This is a genomic window from Caulobacter sp. 17J65-9 (genome assembly GCF_010975005.1).
Lineage (GTDB): Bacteria > Pseudomonadota > Alphaproteobacteria > Caulobacterales > Caulobacteraceae > 17J80-11.
The window spans coordinates 1-17,365 of the sequence record NZ_JAAIVC010000019.1; the positions used below are offsets into that span (position 1 = coordinate 1).

At 71.2% G+C, this 17,365-nt stretch carries 18 protein-coding genes and 1 pseudogene; 8 read left to right on the forward strand and 11 right to left on the reverse strand.

Translation table 11 applies throughout. From position 1 onward, the window contains the following. Together G3573_RS05410 and G3573_RS05415 are read right to left on the reverse strand one after the other, a co-directional pair. Nucleotides 1-382, reverse strand: a pseudogene (locus tag G3573_RS05410) (SPOR domain-containing protein); the annotation flags it as partial. Between the two features lie 99 nt (nucleotides 383-481). Continuing rightward, nucleotides 482-1,672, reverse strand: coding sequence for a deoxyguanosinetriphosphate triphosphohydrolase (locus tag G3573_RS05415; RefSeq protein ID WP_163259877.1), 1,191 nt, complete (start codon nucleotides 1,670-1,672; stop codon nucleotides 482-484). Between the two features lie 46 nt (nucleotides 1,673-1,718). Between G3573_RS05415 and erpA the strand changes: the two genes are divergently transcribed. Both erpA and G3573_RS05425 read left to right on the forward strand, forming a co-directional pair. Further along, nucleotides 1,719-2,051, forward strand: coding sequence for an iron-sulfur cluster insertion protein ErpA (gene erpA, locus G3573_RS05420; RefSeq protein WP_163259879.1), 333 nt, complete (start codon nucleotides 1,719-1,721; stop codon nucleotides 2,049-2,051). A gap of 108 nt (nucleotides 2,052-2,159) precedes the next feature. Next, nucleotides 2,160-3,122: an alpha/beta fold hydrolase gene (locus tag G3573_RS05425; protein WP_163259881.1), complete on the forward strand. Its 963-nt coding sequence runs from the start codon at nucleotides 2,160-2,162 to the stop codon at nucleotides 3,120-3,122. Here G3573_RS05425 and G3573_RS05430 read toward each other — a convergent pair. Continuing rightward, nucleotides 3,106-3,408: a hypothetical protein gene (locus G3573_RS05430; protein WP_163259883.1), complete on the reverse strand. Its 303-nt coding sequence runs from the start codon at nucleotides 3,406-3,408 to the stop codon at nucleotides 3,106-3,108. The genes G3573_RS05425 and G3573_RS05430 overlap by 17 nt on opposite strands. Before the next feature lie 68 nt (nucleotides 3,409-3,476). On the opposite strand from G3573_RS05430, the gene G3573_RS05435 reads away from it, so the two are divergent. From G3573_RS05435 to G3573_RS05450, 4 genes are all read left to right on the forward strand, one after another. After that, entirely contained in the window at nucleotides 3,477-4,256 is a 780-nt protein-coding gene (locus tag G3573_RS05435) for an exodeoxyribonuclease III (protein ID WP_163259884.1), read from the forward strand. Nucleotide 4,257: 1 nt separating this feature from the next. Then, a complete protein-coding gene (locus G3573_RS05440; RefSeq protein ID WP_163259885.1) occupies nucleotides 4,258-4,890 on the forward strand; it encodes a hypothetical protein in 633 nt (210 codons plus the stop codon). A gap of 70 nt (nucleotides 4,891-4,960) precedes the next feature. After that, nucleotides 4,961-5,140: a hypothetical protein gene (locus G3573_RS05445; protein ID WP_163259886.1), complete on the forward strand. Its 180-nt coding sequence runs from the start codon at nucleotides 4,961-4,963 to the stop codon at nucleotides 5,138-5,140. A 105-nt stretch (nucleotides 5,141-5,245) separates the two neighbouring features. After that, nucleotides 5,246-6,115 carry a Na+-dependent transporter gene (locus G3573_RS05450; RefSeq protein ID WP_163259888.1) on the forward strand — a complete coding sequence of 290 codons (870 nt, stop codon included), beginning with the start codon at nucleotides 5,246-5,248 and terminating at the stop codon, nucleotides 6,113-6,115. Between the two features lie 3 nt (nucleotides 6,116-6,118). Here the strand turns inward: G3573_RS05450 and G3573_RS05455 are convergent, their stop codons facing one another. Continuing rightward, a complete protein-coding gene (locus G3573_RS05455; protein ID WP_163259890.1) occupies nucleotides 6,119-7,252 on the reverse strand; it encodes a DegT/DnrJ/EryC1/StrS family aminotransferase in 1,134 nt (377 codons plus the stop codon). A 20-nt stretch (nucleotides 7,253-7,272) separates the two neighbouring features. Beyond that, a complete protein-coding gene (locus tag G3573_RS05460; RefSeq protein WP_163259892.1) occupies nucleotides 7,273-8,193 on the reverse strand; it encodes a Gfo/Idh/MocA family oxidoreductase in 921 nt (306 codons plus the stop codon). A 167-nt stretch (nucleotides 8,194-8,360) separates the two neighbouring features. Between G3573_RS05460 and G3573_RS05465 the strand changes: the two genes are divergently transcribed. Continuing rightward, the gene (locus tag G3573_RS05465) at nucleotides 8,361-9,266 is read left to right on the forward strand and encodes a cobalamin biosynthesis protein CbiG (RefSeq protein ID WP_163259953.1); all 906 of its coding nucleotides are present in this window, start codon (nucleotides 8,361-8,363) and stop codon (nucleotides 9,264-9,266) included. Here G3573_RS05465 and G3573_RS05470 read toward each other — a convergent pair. After that, nucleotides 9,263-10,630 carry an MATE family efflux transporter gene (locus G3573_RS05470; RefSeq protein ID WP_163259894.1) on the reverse strand — a complete coding sequence of 456 codons (1,368 nt, stop codon included), beginning with the start codon at nucleotides 10,628-10,630 and terminating at the stop codon, nucleotides 9,263-9,265. The two genes, G3573_RS05465 and G3573_RS05470, sit on opposite strands and share 4 nt — an antisense overlap. Before the next feature lie 99 nt (nucleotides 10,631-10,729). Between G3573_RS05470 and G3573_RS05475 the strand changes: the two genes are divergently transcribed. After that, nucleotides 10,730-11,566 (forward strand): alpha/beta hydrolase, encoded by an 837-nt coding sequence (locus G3573_RS05475; protein WP_163259895.1) that lies wholly within the window; start codon nucleotides 10,730-10,732, stop codon nucleotides 11,564-11,566. Here G3573_RS05475 and G3573_RS05480 read toward each other — a convergent pair. The 5 genes from G3573_RS05480 to gor form a co-directional block, all read right to left on the reverse strand. Beyond that, nucleotides 11,563-12,357 carry a chorismate mutase gene (locus G3573_RS05480; RefSeq protein ID WP_163259897.1) on the reverse strand — a complete coding sequence of 265 codons (795 nt, stop codon included), beginning with the start codon at nucleotides 12,355-12,357 and terminating at the stop codon, nucleotides 11,563-11,565. The two genes, G3573_RS05475 and G3573_RS05480, sit on opposite strands and share 4 nt — an antisense overlap. Before the next feature lie 329 nt (nucleotides 12,358-12,686). Next, a complete protein-coding gene (locus G3573_RS05485) occupies nucleotides 12,687-13,250 on the reverse strand; it encodes a prephenate dehydratase domain-containing protein (RefSeq protein ID WP_163259899.1) in 564 nt (187 codons plus the stop codon). Next, nucleotides 13,247-14,620, reverse strand: a complete 1,374-nt coding sequence (locus tag G3573_RS05490) for a 3-deoxy-7-phosphoheptulonate synthase class II (RefSeq protein ID WP_163259901.1) — start codon at nucleotides 14,618-14,620, stop codon at nucleotides 13,247-13,249. The genes G3573_RS05485 and G3573_RS05490 overlap by 4 nt, the downstream gene beginning before the upstream one ends. 59 nt (nucleotides 14,621-14,679) lie before the next feature. Then, nucleotides 14,680-15,885, reverse strand: coding sequence for an O-antigen ligase family protein (locus tag G3573_RS05495; RefSeq protein ID WP_163259903.1), 1,206 nt, complete (start codon nucleotides 15,883-15,885; stop codon nucleotides 14,680-14,682). Between the two features lie 50 nt (nucleotides 15,886-15,935). After that, the gene (gene gor, locus G3573_RS05500; protein ID WP_163259905.1) at nucleotides 15,936-17,324 is read right to left on the reverse strand and encodes a glutathione-disulfide reductase; all 1,389 of its coding nucleotides are present in this window, start codon (nucleotides 17,322-17,324) and stop codon (nucleotides 15,936-15,938) included. Nucleotides 17,325-17,365: the final 41 nt, after the last annotated feature.

The window sequence follows — 17,365 nt, forward strand, 5'->3', positions numbered from 1 at the left end:
GCGCGACGGCGACCGGCGCGCTCGGGGCCGGACGCGGGGCCGGCTGCTCCGGACCGGGGGCGAAGGTAGGCTGGGCCGGCGCGGGCGCGTTGGGCTCGGCCACGTAGACGTCGAGGCTGGCGGCCTCGTCGACCGGCTGGGCGTCCTGGGCCGGCGCGGTCTTCACCGCGGCCACCGGCTCGCCGACGTTCGGGGCCTCGTTACGGCTGCGCACGCCCGAGCGGTAGAACAGCACCACCGCGACGACCAGCACCACCAGCACCACGGCGCTGGCGACCAGCGTCATCGGCACCGGCCGGCGTTCGCCGGTGGTGCGGCGCGCGTCGAAGGCCAGGGGCTCGTCGGTGGGCGGCGTGTAGGCGCCGCGTTCTTGATCGGACATGGGCACGAAACCTCCGGGGCGGCGCGAGTTTCCGAATCGCGACGCAGTTGGTCGACACTCTACCGAAGGCGAAGCTCCGCCGGAACGCGGCGGAACGACTCACACCTCGCGGCCGATCTCCAGGTGGAACAACCGACGATGCTCCTCGATGGCGTATCGGTCGGTCATGCCGGCGACGTAGTCGCAGACCACGCGCGCCCGTCCACCTTGGTCGCGGCCCTTCACCCGTTCATACAGCTCAGTGGGCAGAACCTCCGGTTCCGCCATGAAAAGATTGAACATCTCGGCCAAAATGCGGCGAGCTTGGCTGCGGGTGCGGTTGACCCGGTAATGACGGTACATCCGCGTGTGCAGGAACTGGCGCAGACGGGCCAGATCCTCGGCCATCTGGCTCGAGAAGCCGACCAGCGGCCGCTTCATGCGGCGCACGTCCTCGGCCGTCTCGACGCCTTCGGCCTTGGCCCGGCGCGCGGTCTCGACCAGCACGTCGTCGATCATGGCGCCGATCATCCGGCGCACCGCCTCCAGGCGCAGCATGCGGTCGTCGATGGCCGGCCAGTCGCGGCGCACGTCGCCCAGCAGCGGGCCGATCAGCGGGATTTCCAGCAGGTCGCCGATAGTGAACAGGCCGGCCTGCAGGCCGTCGTCCACGTCGTGGTTGTTGTAGGCGATGTCGTCGGAGATGGCGGCGATCTGCGCCTCCACCGAGGCGAAGGTGTCCAGGCGCAGGTCCCAGCCCGCGGCGTACTCCACGACCGCCTTCCAGGCCGGCTCGTCCAGCCGGTCGTCGACCGGGCCGTTGTGCTTCACGACGCCCTCGACCGTCTCCCAGGTCAGGTTCAGGCCGTCGAAGGCGGGATAGCGGCGCTCCAGCTTGGTGCAGACCCGGAAGGTCTGGACGTTGTGGTCGAAGCCGCCGAACTCCTTCATCTGGATCTGCAGTTCGTCCTCGCCGGCGTGGCCGAACGGCGGGTGGCCCAGGTCGTGGGCCAGCGCGATGGTCTCGGCCAGGTCGACGTGCACGCCCATGGCGTGGGCCAGCGAGCGGGCGATCTGGGCGACTTCCAGGCTGTGGGTCAGGCGCGTGCGGAAGGTGTCGCCCTCGTGCGCCACGAAGACCTGGGTCTTCTCCTTCAGCTTGCGGAAGGCGGCCGAGTGGATGATCCGGTCGCGGTCACGGGCGAAAGCGTTGCGCGTACGGCTTTCCGCCTCGGGATGGCGACGCCCCTTCGAGGTCTCCGCCGACTCGGAGAAGGTGGCGAGGGGGAAGCAAGTGACGGGCACGCTCATCAGGGTCTTTTCCACGGCTGCGGCCGCCCTCATATAGCGCCAAGTCATGACCGTCGATTCCGTAACCCTCACCGAACCGGCCGCGCGGCGGATCCGGGAGCTGGCCGAAGCCGAAGGCCGGCCGCTGATGCTGCGCGTCGCGGTCGACGGCGGCGGCTGCTCGGGCTTCCAGTACCGCTTCGAACTGGTCGACGCGGCCGAGGACGACGACCTGCGGATCGAACGCTCCGGCTCGACCGCCCTGGTCGATCCGATCTCCCTGCCCCTGCTGGCCGGCTCGGCGGTCGATTTCGTCGACGAGCTGATCGGCGCCCAGTTCCGGGTGGTGAACCCGAACGCCAAGTCCAGCTGCGGCTGCGGCGTCAGCTTCTCGATCTGAGCCCTTCAGTCTGGCCGGGCGCCGGCCGTCGGCGTCTCACAGGCATTTAACTCGGCGCCCGTCGAAGAACGGCGTAGCTTCCCCGCGTTCTCGGGGGAGGCTCCTGACATGCTGAAATCGCTCGTTCTCGCCGGCGTCCTGGCCGCCGGTCTGGTCACGCCGGCTGCGGCGGGAGACGCCTTCACCGAAACCGGGCTGGAGCTGAAGAGCCTGCCCGGCGACCTGAAGGGCACCCTGACCACCCCGGCGAAGAAGACCAAGGGCCCGGTCGTGCTGATCCTGTCCGGTTCCGGCCCGACCGACCGCGACGGCAACAGCCCGATCGGCGTGCAGGCCGCCCCCTACCGCCTGCTGGCTCACGGCCTGGCCGAGCGCGGCGTCACCAGCCTGCGCGTCGACAAGCGCGGCATCGCCGCCAGCATGGCCGCCGCCACCAAGGAGGAAGACCTCCGCTTCCAGACCTATTCCGACGACGCCCGCGCCTGGGCCGCCGAGCTGAAGCGCCAGACCGGCGCGAAATGCGTCTGGCTGGTCGGCCACAGCGAGGGCGCCCTGGTCGCCGAGGTCGCCGCCCAGAACAACAAGGACATCTGCGGCGTGGTGCTGATCTCCGGCGCCGGCCGCAAGGCGGGCGACGTGCTGCGCGAGCAGCTGACCGCCGGGCTGCCGAAGGAAATGCAGGCCGACGCCTTCAAGACGCTGGACGAACTGGAAGCCGGCCGCACGGTCGCTGATCCGCCGCCGGCCCTGGCCGCCCTGTTCCGCAAATCAGTGCAGCCCTACCTGATTTCCTGGCTGCCGCTGGATCCGGCCGAGCTGGTCAAGACCGTCCACGGCCCGGTGCTGATCGTGCAGGGCACCACCGACATCCAGATCGGCATGGCCGACGCCGAGCGTCTGGCCGCCGCCCGCTCCGACGCCAAGCTGGTCAAGCTGGAAGGCGTGAACCACGTGCTGAAGGTCGCCTCGGCCGATCGCGCCGCCAACCAGGCGACCTACGCCGATCCGCACCTGCCGCTGGCGCCCGGCGTGGTCGAGGCGGTGGCCGAGTTCGTCAAAGCTCGGCGATGAACAGGTAGGCCACGCCGAACGCCGCGATCCAGGCGACCGGCGCGGCCGCGACCGCCCAGGCCAGCTTCACCCGACGCATGAAGAACGCCGCCCAGGCGGCGAACGGCGCGGCGATCACGGCCACCAGAAAGCTGTACGACAGCAGGGCCATGACCCACCCGGCCCCAGTCCCGCCGACCGAGAACCAGGCCGGCGACAGCACCGCCAGAGCAAAGGCGACCGGGGACAGCGCGACGTGCAGCACGGTCGCGCCGGTCAGGGCCAGGACATGAACGGTGCGGCTCATCCCCCCTCCCTCTTGAGGCGGCGCCGCTCGAACCCTAGCCTTTGCGGAAGTTCACGCGAAGAGAGTCGATGCGGATCGCCACCTGGAACGTCAATTCGGTCAACGCCCGGCTCGAGACCGTGCTGGAATGGTTCCGCGAGGCCCAGCCGGACGTCGCCTGCCTTCAGGAGCTGAAGTGCGTGGACGAAAAGTTCCCGCGCGAGCCCTTTGAATCGCTCGGCTACAACGTCGAGACCTTCGGCCAGAAGACCTACAACGGCGTGGCCATCCTCTCGAAGCACCCGCTGTCGGAAGTGCGCCGCTCCCTGCCCGGGGCCGACGACGACGAGCAGGCCCGCTACATCGAGGCCCTGGTCGAGGCGCCGACGCCGGTGCGGGTGGCCTCGATCTACCTGCCCAACGGCAACCCGATCGGCACCGACAAGTTCACCTACAAGCTGGCCTGGTTCGAGCGCCTGCGCCGCCACGCCGCCGAGCTGCTCACGCACGAGGAGATCCTGGTGCTGGCCGGCGACTACAACGTCATCCCCGAGCCGGAGGACTGCTACAGCCCCGCGGCCTGGGCCGGCGACGCCCTGTTCCAGCCGGAAAGCCGGGCCGCCTGGCGGGCGATGAAGTGGCTGGGCCTGACCGACGCCTACGAGGCGCTGGACGGGCGGCCGCACAACTACACCTTCTGGGACTACCAGGCCGGCGCCTGGCAGCGGAACAACGGCATCCGCATCGACCACCTGCTGCTCTCGCCCCAGGCCGCCGACCGGCTGGCGGGCGTGGACATCCATCGCGAGGTGCGCGGGCGCGACAAGCCGTCCGACCACGTGCCGGTGATGATCGACCTTAGGGACTGACGTGAGCGAGGCGCTGCGCACCCTGCTGCTGCTGGCCCTTGGAGCCGGCGCCCTGACCACGGTCGGCCTGGGGGCCGGCTGGTGGATGGAGACCGGCAGACGGCTGCGCCGCGCGCTGAAGCAATCGCTGGGCGGGCCGGCCGACGCCGAGGTCATGGCCGTGCCCCAGGGCCGGGCGGCCGGCATGCGCTTCGCCACCGGCCGCGTCGCGGTGCTCTGGGACAAGAGCGCCATGGGGCTGGTCTACGATTTCGTCGAACTGGAGGGGGCCGAGCTGATCGTCGACGAGGCGGTGGTCGCGCGCGTGCGCCGCGACGAGCAACGCAAGCAGCTGGACTCCATCCCCAAGGACGCAGAGCGGGTCACCCTGCGCCTGCTGTTCTCCGACGCCCAGTGGCCGGAGTTCGAGCTGGACTTCTGGAGCCCGGAGATCGCCCGCACCGCCGCCCCGGGCGCGGCCAAGGAAGCGGTCCGCTTCGGCCGCAAGTGGCTGTCGCACGTCGAGAACGTGCTGAAGCGCACCGGCGGCCCGCTGGCCATGAAACCGAAGTCGGCCCAGGCGGCCGCGCCCAAGCGCGCGCCGCGCGAACGCCCGCCGTGGGAAGAGGACGAGGACGAAGCGGAAGCCGTCTGACGCGCGAACGCCGTTGTCTTGGCCGCGCCGTCGCGGTTAATTCGCAGGGTTAGTTCCGGGGGGAACCTCCATGCGGCCGAACGCGGCGACCCTGCTTCTCTTTCTGGTCTCGCTGGCCCTTACCGGCGCGGGCGTCCTGGCCCAGTTCCGCCCCGACCTGCTGCCTCCCGAAATCGTCGCCAACCGCTTCTGGCTGGTCACCGGCGGCTGGGGCGTGCTGGCCTTGGGCGTGCTCGGCAAGGGGCTGTAACGCCCCGCCCCTCGGGGTTTCCGCAACCGAAATTCAGGCCCCTCCCGATAGGCCCGCGCGCCCACGCGCGCCACGTTCCAGGCGGATCGTGCGCGAGGACTCCCCGTGGAACTGCTCAAGGAGCTGCTCCCCCTGGTGCTGGCCGGAAGCCTGGCGCTCACCGTGGTCGCCATGAGCATGGGCGCCGGCTGGAGCGACGTCACCTACGTGGTCCGCCGCCCGATGTTGCTGCTCCGCTCGGTGGTCGCGATCTACGTGGTCGTGCCGGTGCTGGCGACCATCGTGGTCAAGCTCATGCCGCTGACGCCGCAGGCGGCGCTGGGCATCATGCTGATGTCCGTGGCGCCCGTGGGCCCGTTCCTGCTGACGCGGGAGCTGAAGCTCGGCGCCCACAAGCAGTACGTCTACGGCCTGTTCGCCATCGTCAGCCTGCTCAGCATCGTCCTGGTGCCCCTGACGGTGGCCCTGGCCAGCTGGTTCTTCGGGGTCGAGGCCGCCGCGCCGATGGGCAAGGTGGCGAGCTCGCTGGCCACCACCATCCTCATCCCGCTGGCGATCGGCATGGCGGTGCACCACTGGCGCCCCGCCGCGGCCGACCGGCTGGCGCCGAAACTGCTGAAGGCGGGGCTCGCCCTGCTGGTCCTGGGCGCCCTGCCCCTGCTGTTCGTCGTGCTGCCGGCGACGTTGAAGCTGATCGGCGACGGCACGGTGCTGGCCATGCTCCTGGTGGTGACCGGCGGCCTGCTGGCCGGGCACTTCCTGGCCGGCCCGGACCTCAGCCACAGCTCCGCCCTGGCCATCTCCACCGCCGCCCGCCAGCCGGGGCTGGCCCTGCTGATCGCAAAATCGAGCGCCGGCCTTCGCACCGAGCACGCCATGTCGGCCGTGCTGCTGTTCTTCCTGATCGGCTCGCTGGTGACGATGGCCTACCAGGTGTGGGCGAAGCGCCGGCTGAAGTCCGGCGCCCCGCCCTGACGGTTAGCGGCCGACCGCGGCCAGGAAGCGCTCGGCCACGTAGTCGACCTGAGCGTCGGTCATGTAGGGGTGCAGCGGCAGCGACAGCACGCGCGCGGTCAGGCGCTCGGCCTCCGGGCAGCCGCCTTCCGGGGCCAGGTGCTTGAACGCCTTCATGGTGTGCAGCGGCTGCGGGTAGTAGATCGCCGTCGGCACGCCGTCGTCCTTCAGCTTGGCCTGCACGCCGTCGCGGTCGTCGATCGCCACGGTGTAGTAGCCCCAGCCGCTGTCGCGGTCCGGGCCGAAGTCCTGCGCGTCGAAGGCGCCGGCCAGCCGCTCGTTGTAGACGGCGGCGATCTCGTGCCGGCGCGCCAGCTCGTTCGGGAACAGCTTCAGCTTCTCGGTGACGATAGCGCACTGGATGGAGTCCAGGCGGCCGTTGAAGCCGACGCGGACGCTTTCCTTGCGGTTGGCGTCGGTGCCGTGCCAGCGGATCTGCTCGCAGGCCTCGTACAGGCTCTCGTCGGCGAACATGATGGCGCCGCCGTCGCCGTAGCAGCCCAGCGACTTGGCCGGGAAGAAGCTGGTGCCGGTGACCGGCGCGATGGCGCCGGCGTACTTGCCCTTCCAGCGGCAGCCGAACGACTGCGCCGCGTCGGCCATGACCTGCAGGCCGTGCTTCTGGGCGACGGCGAAGATCGCCTCGTAGTCGGCCGGGATGCCGAACAGGTCGACGGCGATGATCAGGCGCGGGTTCAGGCCGCGGGCCTTGGCCGCCGTGATCTGCTTCTCCAGATCGGCCGGATCCATCGAGAAGTCGCGGGCGCGCACGTCGACGAACACCGGGGTCGCCCCGGCGATCATCACCGCGCTGCAGGTGGCGTTGTAGGTGAAGGCCGGGATGAAGACCGCGTCGTCGGCCTTCAGGTCCATGGCCATCATCGGCACGATCAGGGCGTCGGTGCCGTTGCCGATGGCCAGCGCCTTCTTGGCGCCGGTGTAGGCGCACAGCGCGTCCTCCAGCTCCTTCACCTCGGGGCCGTTGATGTAGGCGCCGTGGTCGAGGATGGCGGTGAAGCGCTGCTCGACCTGCTTGCGGATCAGGCCCTGCTGGGTCTTCAGGTCGATGTAGGCGATCGGGGACGGGGGCGTGGGCATCGAAGGCCTCTCGTTGGAAATCAGGCGGCCGCGTCGTCGACGGCCAGGGCCAGCGCCAGGGCGCGGGCGGCTTCTTCACCGGTGACGGCGGGACGGGACGCCTCGCCGCGCACGGCGGCCAGGAAGTCGCCGACGCTGGCGCCCAGCGGATCCTTGCCGCGCACGGTGTCGGCGAAGCCGGCGTTCAGCGCGAACGGCGTGGTGTTCTCGAAGGTGCGGGCCAGGAAGTCGATGTTCACCTCGCCCGAGGGATAGACCACCCGCATGGTGCGCTCGCGCGCCTCGGCGGCCCGGGAGGCCTCGAACACGGCGGTCATGCCGCCGGCGAAGGTGATCTCTGCGCGGGTGTGGTCGGGGCGCGGGCCGTGGATGGTCTCGCTCTTCGACGTCACCGCCGACGGCTCGGAGCCGGCCAGCGCCAGGGCCAGGTCCAGGTCGTGGATCATCAGGTCCAGCACGACGGAGACGTCGTCGCTGCGACCGGTCCAGGGGCCCTTGCGCACGGCTTCCAGACGGATCGGGCGCTCGGGCGTGGTGAGCAGGCCCATCTCCCCGAACACGATCCGCTCCTGGTGGCCGCAGGCCAGCACGCGGCCGGCTTCCTGGGCGGCGGCGCGAATGGCTTCAGCCTCCTGCACGGAAGCGGCCAGCGGCTTCTCGACATAGACGTGGACGCCGCGCTCCAGCGCGCGCACCGCCAGCTGGGCGTGGGCGACGGCGGGGGCGGCGACGGTCAGCACGTCCAGCCCGTCGATGAAGGCGTCCCACTCGTCCGCCTCGAAACCGCGCGCGCCGATCTGCTCGGCCAGCGCCAGGGCCCGGCCGGTGCCGCGGTCGTAAACGCCGACCAGCTCGACGCCCTCGCTCTGCGCGTACTTGCGCGCATGGTGACCGCCGAACACGCCTGCGCCGGCCACGCCGGCTTTGAGAATCTTGCTCATTTCGTCTCTTCGACGCCTGCAGGGACGCCCCCCTAAGGCGGGCGGAACCTGCCGTCCGGAAGCTTCGCGCGCAAGATTGCGAACGATCACGTTAGGTCGCGGTTTGTTGCCGGGAGCCGCGCGCGATACAAGCGCTGCCGCTTTAAGCCTTCGTGAGGATCGACCCCGTGCCGCGCCTGTTCGACGCTTACGTGATCGTGGACTGGAGCGCGGCCGAGGGCCGCAAGACCGGCGCGGACTCCGTGTGGATCGGGGTCATGAAGCGCGACGTGCGCTTCCGCCTGTCCTACGAGGCGCACAATCCGGCCACCCGCGCCGAGGCCGAGGCGCTGCTGCGCTCCCTGCTCGCCGACTTCCGCCGCCGCGGCGAGAAGGTGCTGGTGGGCTTCGACTTCTGCCTGGGCTTCCCGGAGGGCACCGCCGCGCGGCTGTCCCTGGAGGGCGAGCCGTGGGCGCAGACCTGGAAATTCCTGGGCCAGAACGTCGTCGACAAGGCGGACAACGCCAACAACCGCTTCCAGGTCGCGGCCAAGATGAACCGGCTGATGACCGACGAGGCGCGGCCGTTCTGGGGCGCGCCGGCTCGCCAGGCCCAGCGCTGGCTGTCGACCACCAAGCCCGAGAGCCTGGGCGACATCCCCGAATACCGCCGCTGCGAGCTGGCCACCCGCAAGCTGGGCGCGAAGTCCATGGCCAAGAGCGTGTGGCAGATGCACGGGGCCGGGGCGGTCGGCGGCCAGAGCCTGGTCGGCGTCGCCGTCGTGCGCCGGCTGGTCGAGGAGCTGGGCCCGGCCTGCGCCGTCTGGCCGTTCGGCACGGGCTGGAAAGCGCTGACGCCGGCCGACGTCGCGCCGCTGTCGGTGGTGGTGGCCGAGGTCTATCCGGTGCTGCAGCCGACCGCCGCCGAACCCGGCGAGGTGAAGGACGCCACCCAGGTGCGCGGCGCGGCCGAAGCCTTCGCCAAGCTGGACGACGCCGACCGCCTGGGCGCCCTGTTCGCCCCGCCGGCCGGGACCAGCGAGGCCGATGTGGCCGTCGTGCAACGCGAAGAGGGCTGGATCCTGGGAGCCTAGAGCTCCCGCCGCGCCAGCAGCAGGAAGCGGCCGCACAGCAGGGCGGCCGAGACCAGGCTGGCGACGATCACCGCCCAGACCATGCCGTCCACCCCGAGTCCGAGCGGATGGGCGAACAGCCAGCCCAGCGGCAGCATGATCAGGCCATAGCTGGTCAGATGGAAGGCGGTCGGCAGCCAGACGTCGGCGCGGGCGCGCAGCGCCTGGGCGGCGACCACCTGTAGGCCGTCGGCGACGAAGAACAGGCAGGCCAGCACCAGCGCCGGCACGGCCACCGCCAGCAGGGCCGGATCGCGCGTGTAGGACCCGGCGATCAGGCTGGCGCCGGGCCAGACGATCGCGCAGATCAGCAGGGTCAGGACCACGGTCACGCCGAAGCCGATCAGGCCCGAGCGCACCACCCCGTGGCGGTCCCTGGCCCCGTAGGCGCGGCTCACCAGCACGCCGGTGGCGGCGGCCAGGCCCATCGGCCCCATGAAGATGATCGCCGAGATGTTCAGCACGATGGTCCAGGCGGCCACCTCCACCCCGCCGAACTGGCCGGCGATGATGGTCATGCCGGCGAAGGCGCCGACCTCGATGAAGTAGGACGCGCCCGCGCCATAGCCGATCTTGCGCTGCTCGCGCGCGACCTCGGGGCCGTCGGTCGGCTTCTTGAAGATCCCGAGATCGCGAGCCTCCGGCAGGCGGGCGATGAAGACCAGCAGCCAGACGGCCAGCACGGTGCGGGCGATGAAGGTGGCCCAGGCAGAGGCCACGGCGCCCTCCACCGGCAGGCCCGAGGTCCCCGGCACCAGCCACAGGTTGGCGGCCAGGTTGACGCCGTTGGCCACCCACATGGCCACCATGCCGGGCTTGGGCCGGCCCAGCGCCTCGAGGAAGTAGGTGCAGACCACCGAGATCAGGTACGGGAACAGCGACAGGGAGAAGACCCGCAAGGGTCCGGTCGCCCCGTCGGCCAGCGCCGGGTCCAGGCCGGCGTGGTGCAGGAACACCGGCCCCAGCAGAGCCAGGGCCAGCATGGCCGCCACGCCCAGCCAGGCGCCGTAGACCAGGCCCCGGCGCAGCACCGCCCCGGTCAGGTCGCGCCGACCCTCGCCGATGCGCCGCGCGGTCATCACCTGCACGCCCAGCAGCACGCCCACCGCCGTGGTCAGCATGACCGAGGTCGGGGCCCAGCCCAGGGCGTGGAAGCCCAGCTGCTCGGCCGAATGGCGCCCGACCACGATGGCGTCGGTCAGGCCCATGGTCATGATGCCGAGCCGCGCCAGCACCACCGGCCAGGCCAGGCGCAGGAGCTCGCCGGTCCCGTCCGGCAGCCGCAGGCGAGGCGTCCGGCGGGCGATGTGTGCTGTCGAAGTCATGAGGCGTGCGTGTTTGGCCGCGAACCGCCTTCAGCGCAACCCGCGACGGACTCTTGCAGGCTTTGCCGTATAACCGGGACGTCCGACGGGAGACCGCCAATGTCCGATCCCACGCGTCGCGTCGCCCTGGCCCTGTTGGCCGCTCCGCTGCTGGCCGCCGCCCCCGCTGGGGGGCCGGTCGAGATCGCCTATGGCGCGGATAGGTCGCAGCGGCTGGACGTCTATCCCCGTCCGGGGCTCCGGAACGCGCCCGTGATCCTGTACGTGCACGGCGGCGGCTGGGCGCACGGGGACAAGCGCATGGTCAACGCCCTGCCCGACTACGCCCAGCGCAACGGTTTCCTGCTGCTGTCGGTCGGCTATCGCCTGGCGCCGGAGGTGAACGCGCGCGGCTGCGCCGAAGACGTAGCCGCGGCGACGGCCTGGGCGCGCGCGCACGTGCGCGAGTACGGGGGCGACCCTCACAAGCTGTTCCTGGTCGGCCACTCCGCCGGCGCGCACCTGGTCGCCCTGGTCGGGGTCGATCCGACCTATCTGGGCGCCCACAAACTGACGCCCGCCGACCTCGCCGGTGTCGTGCCGCTCGACGGGGCGGGGTACGACGCGCCCCGCCAGATGGCGACGGTGCGGCCGCGTGGGCCGCTGGGACAGATGTACGCCGAAGCCTTCGGCGACGAGGCGGCGGCCCTCTCCCCCACCCTGCTGGCGGCTAAAGGCCGAAGCTATCCGCCGTTCCTGATCTTCCACGTCGCGGCGCGCGAGGACTCCGGCGAGCAGTCGCGCGCCCTGGCCGAAGCCCTGCGACAGGCCGGCGGCCGGGCCGAGGCGGTGTCGGCGCCGGGCGAGACGCACCGGTCGATCAACACCAGCTTCGGCCTGACCGGCGATCCGGAAGGCGAACGCGCCGCCCGCTTCCTGCGGACCGGCGCGCTTTAGGCCAGCGCCCGGCTGCAGCGGCCGATGTAGCCGCGGGCGCGATCGAGTTTGGCCGTTGCGGCCGAGGTCTCGGTCACCGCGTAGAGGCGCACCCCCTGGTCCATGGCCACCAGCCGGGGGCGCGCCCCGGTGTCGTCGCCGTCGCCGCCGGTGGAGATCCGGAACACCTGGCCTCGGGCCAGGGCGGCTTCGCTGACCCGGCCGACCGCCAGCGCGGTCGGCTCGGCCGCGCGCGGGCCGTGCAGGGCGTCGAAGATCCACAGGTCCTCGCGCTCGGGCAGGTCGGTCCACCAGGGCGCGTCGGGCTCGACCGCCAGCACGGCCACCGCCCCGCCCTGCTCGGCGGCGTCCAGCGCTTCCTGGGCGGTCGAGACCATGCGGTAGTCGGCCGACGAGCCGAAGCGGCGACGCGCGGCGTCGAGACGGCGGGCGGGATCGTTCCCGGCCCAGACCACGACCTCGACTTCCGACTGGGTCGACAGGCCGGCCGACATCAGTTCGCGCCACAGGGCGGCGACCAGGCGCTTGGACCAGGGCTCGGCCTTGCGGACCAGGCGCTCGACCACCGCGGCCTCGCGGTCAGGCTTCAGGCGCAGGCGGCCGTCGTCGGCCCCCTTGGCGGCGCCGACGCGGCGGGCCAGGGCCTGGCGCTGCTCGACCAGTTCGAGAAGGGCGTCGTCGATGCGGTCGATCTCGGCGCGCAGGTCGGAGACGGAGAGGGCTTCGACGGAGAGTTGCGGGGCGGCGGGTTCGGCGGCCGTGATCGGCTCGGCGAGGGCGGCGTTCAGCATGGGAATAGACTCGTGGAATTCGGGCGGAGTCCGCGCGCGTTCAGGGCGGGCGTCCGCAAGGGATGTTCAGCGCTCAAAGGGGAAGGGCCGCGCTCTTCAGAGGCGGTCGCCGGCTGGGATCTGAGGGAGGAGCTTAGGCTCGCCTAGCCTCGTACGATCGCCGCACCGGCGTATCGAAAGTAATAGCGGCTAAAATAGAAATAATACCCACCCGTCCGCACTTGCGTGTCGGTCGAAACAGTCCCCTGCTTGGTCATGGGTCCGCTCCCGGGTGAGGGCGCGCCGAGAAATTCCGGCGCCACGACCCTGTCAGGAGCCGCGGGAAGCTGTCAAGCGGGGGCCTGCTCGCGGGCGAGCACCACGAAGCGCGTAGCGTTCGAATGGACGTCCTCGATGTTGGCGCGCAACACCTGCAGTCCATAGAGCTGGCCGGCCTTGGCCGAGGCCACCGCGGCCACGTGCGGGTCCGGCGCCTGCGACAAAGCGCGCGCCGCGCCGGCGGTGTCGTGCACGGGTTCGGCCTTGGCGCCGAGGTCCGCCAGCAGGCGCGTGCACTGCTTCAGGGCCATCGGGTGGCTGCGCACTACGCGCACGTGCTCCAGCTCGGCGCCGGGCACGCCCAGCAATTGCAGGCGGATCGGCCAGGTGCGCTCGCCCAGAATCTTCAGGTCGGTGGCGCGCAGGATCGCCTCCATTTCCGGCACCGGGCCGGCGATGGAGTTCTCGACCGGCAGCAGCGCCAGATCGGCCATGCGCCGCTCGACCGCGTCCACCGCGCCCTGGAAGGTGGCGCAGGCCCGCGGCTCGTAGTCGGGGAAGAAGGCGAGGCAAGCCTCGTGGCTGAACGCCCCGGGCTCGCCCTGGTAGGCGATCACGCCCCCGCCTTCGCTCATGCGGCGGCCGACCGCTCGCCGCGACCCGCGCGCAGCTTTTCAGCGACGAGGAAGGCCAGCTCCAGCGCCTGGTCGGCGTTCAGCCGCGGGTCGCAGTGGGTGTGGTAGCGGCTGGACAGATCGTCCTCGGTCAGGGCCTGAGCCCCGCCCAGGCATTCGGTGACGTCCTGGCCGGTCATTTCCAGGTGCACGCCGCCGGGGTGGACGCCCTCCCCGCCCGCGACCTCGACGAAGGTCTTCACCTCGGACAGCACCCGGTCGAACGGCCGGGTCTTGTAGCCGTTGGCGGCCTTCAGCGTGTTGCCGTGCATCGGGTCGGTCGACCAGACGACAGAACGGCCCTCGCGCTTGGTCGCGGCCATCAGGCGCGGCAGGCGGTCGGCGATCTTGTCGGCGCCGAAGCGGCCGATCAGGGTCAGCCGGCCCGGCTCGTTGTTCGGATTGATCTGATCGATCAGGCGGAGAAGCTCGTCCGGCTCCATGGTCGGGCCGCACTTCATGCCGATCGGGTTCTTGATGCCGCGCACGAACTCCAGATGCGCGCCGTCGGGCTGACGGGTGCGCTCGCCGATCCAGACCATGTGGGCGGAGGTGTCGTACCAGTCGCCCGTGGTCGTATCGACGCGGGTCAGCGCCTCCTCGTAGTTCAGCAGGAGGGCTTCGTGGCTGGTGAACAGCTCGACCTGGCGGATGTCCGGATGGGTTTCCGGGGTCACGCCGATGGCGGCCATGAAGGCCAGGGTCTCGCTGATCTTGTCGGCCAGCTCGCGGTAGCGCGCGCTCTGCGGGCTGTCGGCGATGAAGCCCAGCGTCCAGCGGTGCACGTTGTACAGGTCGGCGAAGCCGCCGCCGGCCAGCGCCCGCAGCAGGTTCAGGGTCGCGGCCGACTGCGAATAGGCGCGCAGCAGCCGTTCCGGATCGGGCACCCGCTCCTCGGCGGTGAAGCCCATGCCGTTGACGATGTCGCCGCGGTAGGCCGGCAGGGTGACTTCCCCTTGCGTCTCGACCTGGCTGGAGCGCGGCTTGGCGAACTGGCCGGCGATGCGGCCGACCTTCACCACCGGCTTGCCGCCCGCGAAGGTCAGCACCACCGCCATCTGCAGGATCAGCCGGAAGGTGTCGCGCACGTTGTCGGCGTGGAACTCCTTGAAGCTCTCGGCGCAGTCGCCGCCCTGCAGCAGGAAGGCGCGGCCCTCGGCCACGTCGGCCAGGCGCGACTTGAGGCGCCGCGCTTCGCCCGCGAACACGAGCGGCGGCATGGCCCGCAGACGGTCCTCGGCGCGCGCGAGCGCCGCCGGATCAGGATAGTCCGTCGGGATCTGGGTGGCGGGCCGGTTCCGCCAGGATTGCGGCGTCCATCTCTGGGTCACGCTACAGATTTAGTCCTGCGAGGCGCTGGTCTCAATGGAGCATCTTCGCACGGCGACGCTTAGCGCACAGTTTCCAGCACTTCCCGGCGCAACCGCGGCGGCAGCGGGGCGGCCCGCACCCGCCCGACAGTCAGGATCCAGGCCGCGGTCAGCGCGCCCAGCGCCACCCACCATTCCTGCCAGACCCCGAAGCTGAGCGCGCCGATCACGAAATAGACGACGACGGCGGCGCAGGCGGCGGCGCCCATGGTCCGGTCGCCCGGCAGCACGTCGCCCGCCGCGCGGACGATCCAGACCCAGAACAGGGCCGCCAGCGCCGCGCCCGCCGCGCCCAGCTCCAGCCAGATCTGCAGGGGCCCGTCGTGCGGATGCAGGATCAGGTTCGGGCGGAAGGTGCGGCTGGCGTCCAGGCCCCAGCCGAAGAACGGCCGCTCGGAGACCCGCTCGGCCGCGAAGGTCCACATGTCGAGCCTGGCCGCCCACGAGGCCGGCGCGCCGGCCCTGGCGGCGTCGGCCAGACCCGCGAGGGCCGCCAGGTGCACGATCAGCGGCGCCACGGCCACGAACAAGCCGATGCTGATCGCCAGCACGGTAGCCCCTGCGCGTCCGGTCGCTCTCACCAGGGCGAAGGCCGCCGCCGACAGGACCAGGGCCAGGACCGGGGCGGCCGCGTGCAGCAGCACCGCGGGGACGACGGCCCCGGCCGTCAGCACGGCCAGCATGCGCTTGTGGCGTTCGCGCAGGAGGAAGGCCGCCGCCGGCCAGTACATCAGGGCCAGCACATAGCCGGTCTGGGCGGCGTGGCGCTGCATCAGGTCGGGCCGGTCGGCCTCGCCGATGGCCACCGCGAAGGCGCGGTAGAGCGCCGCCCCGCTCACGCCTTCGATCAGCAGCACCACCGCCAGCGCCACGGCGCCGACGGCGAGCACGCGGGCGGCCCGCTCGGCCGAGCGTGGGTCCAGGCCGCGCGCGGCCAGCGCCAGCGGCAGGAACAGCAGCACTTCCAGCAGCAGCTTCAGCGGGCTGCGCCGCCCCAGGTCGGCGAAGCCGGCCAGCAGCCCGGCCTCCCGCGGCGGCGAACCGACGCCTGCCACAGCCGCCCAGACCGCCAGCGCCACCAACAGGCCGACCAGGGTCCACGGCGGGCTCGGCGCGCGCCACCACAAGTGAATGCAGAGCAGGCCCGCCACGCCGGCCAAGGGCAGGAAGCCCAGCGGCGACAGCCAGGCGACGGCCGGCGCAAGGATCGCCGCGCCGGTCAGCACCCACCCGCGCCAGGGCGCGGCCGGGACCGCCGGCGGGGCGAAGCGAAGACTTATTCGGCCGCTTGCAGCAGATCCGGCGGCACGAATTTCTCGCGCATCGTCACGATCTCTTCGGCCACCGTAGGATGCAGGGCGCACGTGGAATCCCACTGACGCTTGGTCACGCCCGCCTTAACTGCAATGGCCGCCATTTGGATCATTTCCGGCGCGTCGGGACCGACGATATGGGCGCCGACCACCCGGTCGCTCTGCGGCTCGACCACCAGCTTCATCAGCACCCGCTCGTCGCCGCCGATGAAGGAGTACTTCATCGGCCGGAAACGGGTCAGGTAGACGTCGACCTTGCCGTAAAGCCGGCGCGCCTCGGCCTCGCTCAGGCCCACCGTGCCGACCGGCGGCTGGGAGAACACGGCGGTGGGCACGTCGACATAGTCGAAGTGGCAGGGGTTGTTCTTGAAGGCGGTCTCGGCGAAGGCGACCGCCTCGCGGATGGCCACCGGGGTCAGGTTCATCCGGTCGGTCACGTCGCCGATCGCCCAGATGTTTTCCACCGTGGTCCGCGACAGCTCGTCGACCTTGATCGCGCCTTCCGGGGTCAGCTCGACGCCCGCCTTGTCCAGGCCCAGGTCGCCGACGTAGGGCCTGCGGCCCGTGGCGAACAGCACCACGTCGCTCTCGCAGCGGATGCCGTCGTCCAGCACGTTGACGAGGCCCGTCTCGGTCTTCTCGATCCGCTCGTGCTGCGTGCCCAGGATGACCCGGATGCCGCGCTTCTTCAGCTCTTCGGCCAGGTGGGCGCGAACGTCGTCGTCGAAGCCGCGCAGCAGGTTCGGGCCGCGATAGACCAGGGTGGTCTCGACGCCCAGGCCCGCGAAAATGCCGGCGAACTCAACCGCGATGTAGCCGCCGCCCGCGATCAGGATGCGCTTGGGCAACTCGGGAAGATGGAAGGCCTCTTCCGAGCTGATGGCGTGCTCGATGCCCGGCAGGTCCTGCGGCATCCACGGCCGGCCGCCCACCGCGATCAGGATCTTGTCGGCGGTGACGGTGCGGTTCTTGCCGATCAGCTCGACGGTGTGGGGGTCCACCAGCTTGGCGCGGGCGTGGACCAGCTCGGCCCCGGCCTTGGCCAGGTTGGAGGCGTAGATGCCCGACAGCCGCGCGATCTCGACGTCTTTGGCGGTGATGAACTGCTTCCAGTCGAAGCTCGGCTCCGGAACAGTCCAGCCGTAGCCCTGGGCCGCCTTGAACTGGTGCGAGAAGTCCGAGGCGTAGACCATGAACTTCTTGGGCACGCAGCCGCGGATCACGCAGGTGCCGCCGACGCGGTGCTCCTCGGCCACGCCGACGCGCGCGCCGGTCATGGCCACCAGGCGCGAGGCGCGAACCCCGCCGGAGCCGGCCCCGATGACGAAGAGGTCGTAGTCGTACTGGGCCATCAGGGGCTCCTCACCACGCGAAATTCCAACCGGCCGCAGCC

Coding starts and splice junctions, on each gene's coding strand:
- G3573_RS05415 (WP_163259877.1), bottom strand. CDS start 1,672: ATGAGCGTGCCCGTCACTTGCTTCCCCCTCGCCACCTTCTCCGAGTCG.
- erpA (WP_163259879.1), top strand. CDS start 1,719: ATGACCGTCGATTCCGTAACCCTCACCGAACCGGCCGCGCGGCGGATC.
- G3573_RS05425 (WP_163259881.1), top strand. CDS start 2,160: ATGCTGAAATCGCTCGTTCTCGCCGGCGTCCTGGCCGCCGGTCTGGTC.
- G3573_RS05430 (WP_163259883.1), bottom strand. CDS start 3,408: ATGAGCCGCACCGTTCATGTCCTGGCCCTGACCGGCGCGACCGTGCTG.
- G3573_RS05435 (WP_163259884.1), top strand. CDS start 3,477: ATGCGGATCGCCACCTGGAACGTCAATTCGGTCAACGCCCGGCTCGAG.
- G3573_RS05445 (WP_163259886.1), top strand. CDS start 4,961: ATGCGGCCGAACGCGGCGACCCTGCTTCTCTTTCTGGTCTCGCTGGCC.
- G3573_RS05455 (WP_163259890.1), bottom strand. CDS start 7,252: ATGCCCACGCCCCCGTCCCCGATCGCCTACATCGACCTGAAGACCCAG.
- G3573_RS05460 (WP_163259892.1), bottom strand. CDS start 8,193: ATGAGCAAGATTCTCAAAGCCGGCGTGGCCGGCGCAGGCGTGTTCGGC.
- G3573_RS05470 (WP_163259894.1), bottom strand. CDS start 10,630: ATGACTTCGACAGCACACATCGCCCGCCGGACGCCTCGCCTGCGGCTG.
- G3573_RS05475 (WP_163259895.1), top strand. CDS start 10,730: ATGTCCGATCCCACGCGTCGCGTCGCCCTGGCCCTGTTGGCCGCTCCG.
- G3573_RS05480 (WP_163259897.1), bottom strand. CDS start 12,357: ATGCTGAACGCCGCCCTCGCCGAGCCGATCACGGCCGCCGAACCCGCC.
- G3573_RS05485 (WP_163259899.1), bottom strand. CDS start 13,250: ATGAGCGAAGGCGGGGGCGTGATCGCCTACCAGGGCGAGCCCGGGGCG.
- gor (WP_163259905.1), bottom strand. CDS start 17,324: ATGGCCCAGTACGACTACGACCTCTTCGTCATCGGGGCCGGCTCCGGC.